Raw genomic sequence first — 5,375 nt, 5'->3', positions numbered from 1 at the left:
TGGCGCACGACCATGCCCCCGGCACCGCCTTTCCCGCCACGGTCAACGTGCCCGCCGACCAGACCGCGCCGCGGACCGATATTGGCTGGGAGGTCAATGCCGACGGCATGGCGCATCTGCTGCGCCAGGTCTATGCGCGCTACGACAATCTGCCGCCCTGCTTCATCACCGAGAACGGCGCCTGCTACAATATGGACCGTGTCGAGGACGGCGTCGTCGACGACCAGCCCCGCATCGACTATTTCCACGAGCACCTGTCCGTGCTCGCCGACCTGATCGACGGCGGCATCCCGGTCAAGGGCTATTTCGCCTGGAGCCTGATGGACAATTTCGAATGGGCCGAGGGCTACGACATGCGCTTCGGCATCGTCCATGTCGATTTCGAAACGCAACGGCGCACGATCAAGAACAGCGGACACTGGTACAGCGCGCTGTGCGAGACCCACCGCGCCAACGCGCTCATGAAAACCGCGGGGTGAACATCATGGCTTCCGTCGAACTGAAGAAGCTGACCAAGTCGTTTGGCGATCTGACCGTCCTGCACGATCTCGATCTGAGCGTCGGGGAAGGCGAGTTCGTCGCCCTTGTCGGCCCGTCCGGTTGCGGCAAGTCCACCTTGCTGCGGATCATCGCCGGCCTTGAGGCGGCAAGTTCGGGCGACGTGACCATGAACGGGCAATGGGTCAACGATCTGAACCCGCGCGAGCGCAACATCGCCATGGTGTTCCAGTCCTATGCGCTCTATCCGCATATGACGGTGGCCGACAATATGGGCTTCAACCTGCGCATATCCGGCATGGACAAGGCGCAGATCAGAAAAAGGGTCGAGGAAACCGCCGAGATTCTCAACCTTTCGGAACTGATGGCGCGCAAGCCCTCGCAGCTGTCGGGAGGGCAGCGCCAGCGAGTGGCGATGGGGCGCGCGCTGGTGCGCAATCCCGACGTTTTTCTCTTCGACGAACCCTTGTCGAACCTCGATGCGAAACTGCGCGTGCAGATGCGCGAGGAGATCAAGCGGCTGCACAAGCGGGTCCGCACGACGTCGATCTACGTCACGCACGATCAGATCGAGGCGATGACGCTGGCCGACCGGATCGTCATCCTGCATGGCGGGCATATCCAGCAGGTGGGAACGCCGACCGACCTTTACGAGAACCCGGCCAACGTGTTCGTCGCTGGCTTCATCGGCTCGCCGTCGATGAATTTTCTCGAAGCGACCCTTTCGGCGGGGAACGGGGCGGCCACATTGTCGCTGCGGGACGGCCAGACGCTCAACTGTCCGCTCAGCGACCGGCTGCCGGCGCAAGGGAATGTGACCATCGGCTTGCGGCCCGAACATCTGCATGTCGCCCCATCGGGCGCCAACGACAATGTGCTGCGCGGCACGCTCGAACTTCTGGAGCCCACCGGCGCGCAGAACCATCTGCGCGTGTCGATGAACGGATCGACCCTGACAGCCGTCGACAACACGCTGGCCCGCGTCGTCGTGGACCAGCCGGTGGCGCTGACCATCGAGCCGGACAAGATCCACGTCTTCGCGCGCCGGAACGGCTGATTTCCGGCCGGAAGCATCCGAGCGCGGCGATCCTGCGCGCCGGCGACCGAGGCTACCCCCTCAACACCCCGCCGGTCGCCTTCTTGACACTCGCGACGATCCTGCCCGAGAGCGCTTCGAGATCCTCGTCGGTCAGCGTGCGCCCGGTCGGCTGGATTTTCACTTCCAGCGCCACCGATTTCCTGCCCGCGCCCAGGGAGGCGCCCTCGAACACGTCGAACACGGTGACGCCCGCGATGAGCTGCCTGTCGGCGCCCGCCACCGCCCGTGTCAGCACACTGGCGGCCACGGCCGCATCGACGACGAAGGCGAAATCGCGGGTGACCGCTTGATAGGGGGAGACATCGAGGCGCGGCCTGGTGCGCGTTGCCTTGCGCTTGGGCTCGGGCAGCGCGTCGATGAAAATCTCGAAGCCGCAGGCGGGGCCCCTGACGTCGAGCGTTTCCAGCGTCCTGGGATGCAGTTCGCCGAAATGGCCAAGGACGGTCTTCGGGCCGAGCTTGATCACGCCCGAGCGACCCGGATGGTACCAGGCCGGCGCTGCGGCTTCGATCATAAGCTTGCCCGTCTGCGCGCCGCAGGCTTCAAGCGCGGCGAGCGCATCGGCCTTGGCGTCGAACACGCCGACCGCATCCGAATGGCCGTCCCAGGCGCGACCCGCGCCGGTCAGGCGCGCCGTGCCGCGGCGGATGCCGCCGGCGACGCGCCGCTGGCCGTCCGGCTCATCGCCCAGATAGACCCCGGCGACCTCGAACAGGGCGACGTCGCCATGGCCGAAATTGGCGTTGCGCTGCGCGGCGGCCAGAAGGGCCGGCAACAGCGACGGGCGCATGTCGCTCATCTCCTCGGAGATCGGATTGAAGAGCTTGAGCGCAGGCGCTCCGCCGCCGAAGGCTTCGGCATGGGCGGCCGGGATGAACGACCAGGACACGGACTCCATCATGCCGCGCGCGGCCAGCGCCCGGCGCGCGGCGCGGTCGCGGAGCTGCGGCGTGGTCAGGATCTTCGCGTTGACGGCGTAAAGGCTGGGCAGCGGCTCCGGCACGATGTTGTTGACGCCGTGAATGCGCATGACTTCCTCGACGAGATCCGCCTTGCCCTCGATGTCCGGGCGCCAGGAGGGCGCGGTGACGGTCGCGGTCTCGCCGGCGCCGTCCACGGCAAATCCCAGCCTTTCCAGGATCGCCGCGCTGTCCCTGGCGGGCAGATCGACGCCGGTCAGGCGCCCGACCTCCGAGAAGGGGAAAGCGACCGTCTTCGGCGTGTGGCCCGCATAGCCGGTGACGGACACTTCGCTGGCCGTTCCGCCGCACAGATCCAGCACCAGGCGCGTCGCCAGTTCCAGGCCGGGGACCATGAATTCAGGATCGACGCCGCGCTCGAACCGGTAGCGCGCATCGGTGATGATGCCCAGGTCGCGGCCCGTGCGCGCGATGTTGCGCGGGTTCCAAAGCGCCGATTCGATGAGAACGTCGGTGGTCGCCTCGTCGCAGCCGGAATGCTCGCCGCCCATGACGCCGGCGATGGACTCCGGCCCATCGTCGTCGGCGATCGCGCACATGTCCGGCGTCAGCGTGTACTCGCGGTCGTCAAGACCGAGGATCGTCTCGCCATCGCGGGCGCGGCGCACGACCAGATCGCCCCTGACCTTGCCGGCATCGAACACGTGCAGCGGCCGGCCCCAGCCATGCGTGACATAGTTGGTGATGTCGACCAGCGCGTTGATGGGGCGCAGGCCGATGGCGATCAGGCGCCGCTGCATCCATTTCGGCGACGGGCCGTTGCTCACGCCCCTGACCGTGCGCAACGCGAAGCCGGGGCACAGATCCGGTGCCTTTATGGTCACGCCAACGGGGTTGGCGCCCTTGGCGGCGACGGGCGCCGCCTCCACCGGCCTGAGCGTGCCCAGGCCGGCGGCGGCCAGGTCGCGCGCGATGCCGTGAACGCCCGTGCAGTCGGGCCGGTTCGGCGTCAGGCCGATCTCGATCACCGGATCGTCGAGCCCCGCATAGGCGGCGAACGCGGTGCCGACCGGCGCGTCCTGGGGCAGGTCGATGATGCCGTCATGGGCGTCGGACATTTCAAGCTCGCGCTCCGAGCACATCATGCCGAAGCTTTCCACGCCGCGGATTTTGCCGACCGACAGTTCGAGATCGATGCCCGGCACATAGGTGCCAGGCGCGGCGAAGGCGCCGATCAGCCCGGCGCGAGCGTTCGGCGCACCGCACACCACCTGCACCGGCCTGCCGTCGCCGGCATCGACGGTGAGCACTTGCAGCTTGTCGGCGTCGGGGTGCTTTTCGGCGGTCAGCACGCGGGCGATGGTGAAGGGCGCGAACCGGCCCTTGTCGTCGACGTTTTCGACCTCAAGGCCGATCATGGTGAGCGCGTCGACGATCTCGCCGAGCGTCGCCTCGGTGTCGAGATGGTCCTTGAGCCAGGACAGGGTGAATTTCATGGTTTACGCTCTTTGAACAGCAAGCTGGTCGCCAGAATCCGGCAGTCATTCTGGCCGGGCCTTATCTTCTCGATCTCAAGGATGGTTTCGCGGGCAAGATCGACCAGTTCCCGCGCCCTGCCGTTGACAAAAAGGCCGGAAAATCGAGATGCCATCGTCGCCGTGCTCATATCATCCGATATCCTCGTCCGGAAGGTTTGCGTCCGTTTCGGGGCGTTCGGTGGACAGAATGACGAACCGGTCTTCGCCTTTCTGACGCAGGGCCGAATGCATCGCCTCATTGGTTTCGGTGAGAATTTTCGCCGGAACCGGCCGGTCCACGCTTGCGACCAGACGGAAGATGGAGGCGCCGTCAAAGTCCTCGACTTCTTCGATCGCCGATCCGGCAAGCCCATGATCGTCAAGGTGCTTCCGCAGAATCGGATCCGCGACGGACTTCACCTCCCCTTCGGAAAGGTACTTCATCTTGGCCATGGCCATGGGAAGACCCCCTTTCGCCTCAATGAAAACGCAATGCGAGCATAGTCCGGCCTGCCGGCGAAATCACCCGCTCAGCCCGCCGAACAGGGTCGGCATGTCGAGCGGGCGGAAGCCGTAATGCTTCAGCCAGCGCACATCGGCGTCGAAGAAGGCGCGCAGGTCCGGCATGCCGTATTTGAGCATCGCCAGCCGGTCGATGCCGATGCCCCAGGCAAAGCCCTGATAAACGTCGGGGTCGAGCCCGCCGGCGCGCAGCACGTTCGGATGCACCATGCCGCAGCCCAATATCTCCATCCAGTCCGCGCCCTCGCCGAAGCGCACCTCGCCCGGCCTTGAGCGGTCGCACTGAATGTCCACCTCAAGGCTCGGCTCGGTGAACGGGAAGTAGGACGGCCGGAAGCGCATGGCCACCTGGGGAACCTCGAAGAACGCCTTGCAGAACGCCTCGATGGTCCATTTCAGGTTGGCGACCGTGGTCGTCTCGTCGACGACCAGCGCTTCGAGCTGGTGGAACATCGGCGTGTGGGTGGCGTCCGAATCGTGCCGGTAGGTCTTGCCGGGGATGGCGACGCGGATGGGCGGCGCCTGCGTTTCCATCGTCCGGATCTGCACCGGAGAGGTGTGCGTGCGCAGCACCTTGCGCGCGCCGCTTTCGTCCGGCGTCAGGAAGAAGGTGTCGTGCATCTCCCGCGCCGGATGGTCCGCCGGAAAGTTGAGCGCGGTGAAATTGTAATGGTCGGTCTCGATATCCGGACCTTCAGCGACCGAAAATCCCATATCGGCGCAGATCGCCATGATCTCCTCGATCACCTGGCTGACCGGGTGGATGCGGCCGGTCTCGATCGGCGAGGGGCGCACGGGCAGGGTGACGTCCACCGTTTC

The 5,375-nt window shown here is 65.9% G+C and carries 6 protein-coding genes; 2 read left to right on the top strand and 4 right to left on the bottom strand.

Annotated features, from left to right (window positions below; translation table 11 throughout):
• On the top strand, nt 1-479 hold a 479-nt coding region (locus tag AC5E6L_RS13740; protein WP_491774022.1), incomplete at its 5' end, for a family 1 glycosylhydrolase.
• A 5-nt stretch (nt 480-484) separates the two neighbouring features.
• Entirely contained in the window at nt 485-1,555 is a 1,071-nt protein-coding gene (locus tag AC5E6L_RS13735) for an ABC transporter ATP-binding protein (RefSeq protein ID WP_491229301.1), read from the top strand.
• 52 nt (nt 1,556-1,607) lie between these two features.
• On the opposite strand, the gene pheT is transcribed toward AC5E6L_RS13735, so the two are convergent.
• From pheT to pheS, 4 genes are all read right to left on the bottom strand, one after another.
• Nucleotides 1,608-4,013: a phenylalanine--tRNA ligase subunit beta gene (gene pheT, locus AC5E6L_RS13730; RefSeq protein WP_491774020.1), complete on the bottom strand. Its 2,406-nt coding sequence runs from the start codon at nt 4,011-4,013 to the stop codon at nt 1,608-1,610.
• The gene (locus tag AC5E6L_RS13725; protein ID WP_491774018.1) at nt 4,010-4,183 is read right to left on the bottom strand and encodes a hypothetical protein; all 174 of its coding nucleotides are present in this window, start codon (nt 4,181-4,183) and stop codon (nt 4,010-4,012) included. Before AC5E6L_RS13725 ends, pheT begins: the two co-directional genes overlap by 4 nt.
• 1 nt (nt 4,184) lies before the next feature.
• Nucleotides 4,185-4,493: a hypothetical protein gene (locus AC5E6L_RS13720; RefSeq protein WP_491229304.1), complete on the bottom strand. Its 309-nt coding sequence runs from the start codon at nt 4,491-4,493 to the stop codon at nt 4,185-4,187.
• 63 nt (nt 4,494-4,556) lie between these two features.
• On the bottom strand, nt 4,557-5,375 hold an 819-nt coding region (gene pheS, locus AC5E6L_RS13715; protein WP_491774016.1), incomplete at its 5' end, for a phenylalanine--tRNA ligase subunit alpha.

It is taken from the genome of Roseitalea sp. (assembly GCF_984466335.1).
This window is presented reverse-complemented; position numbering and strand designations above follow the sequence as displayed.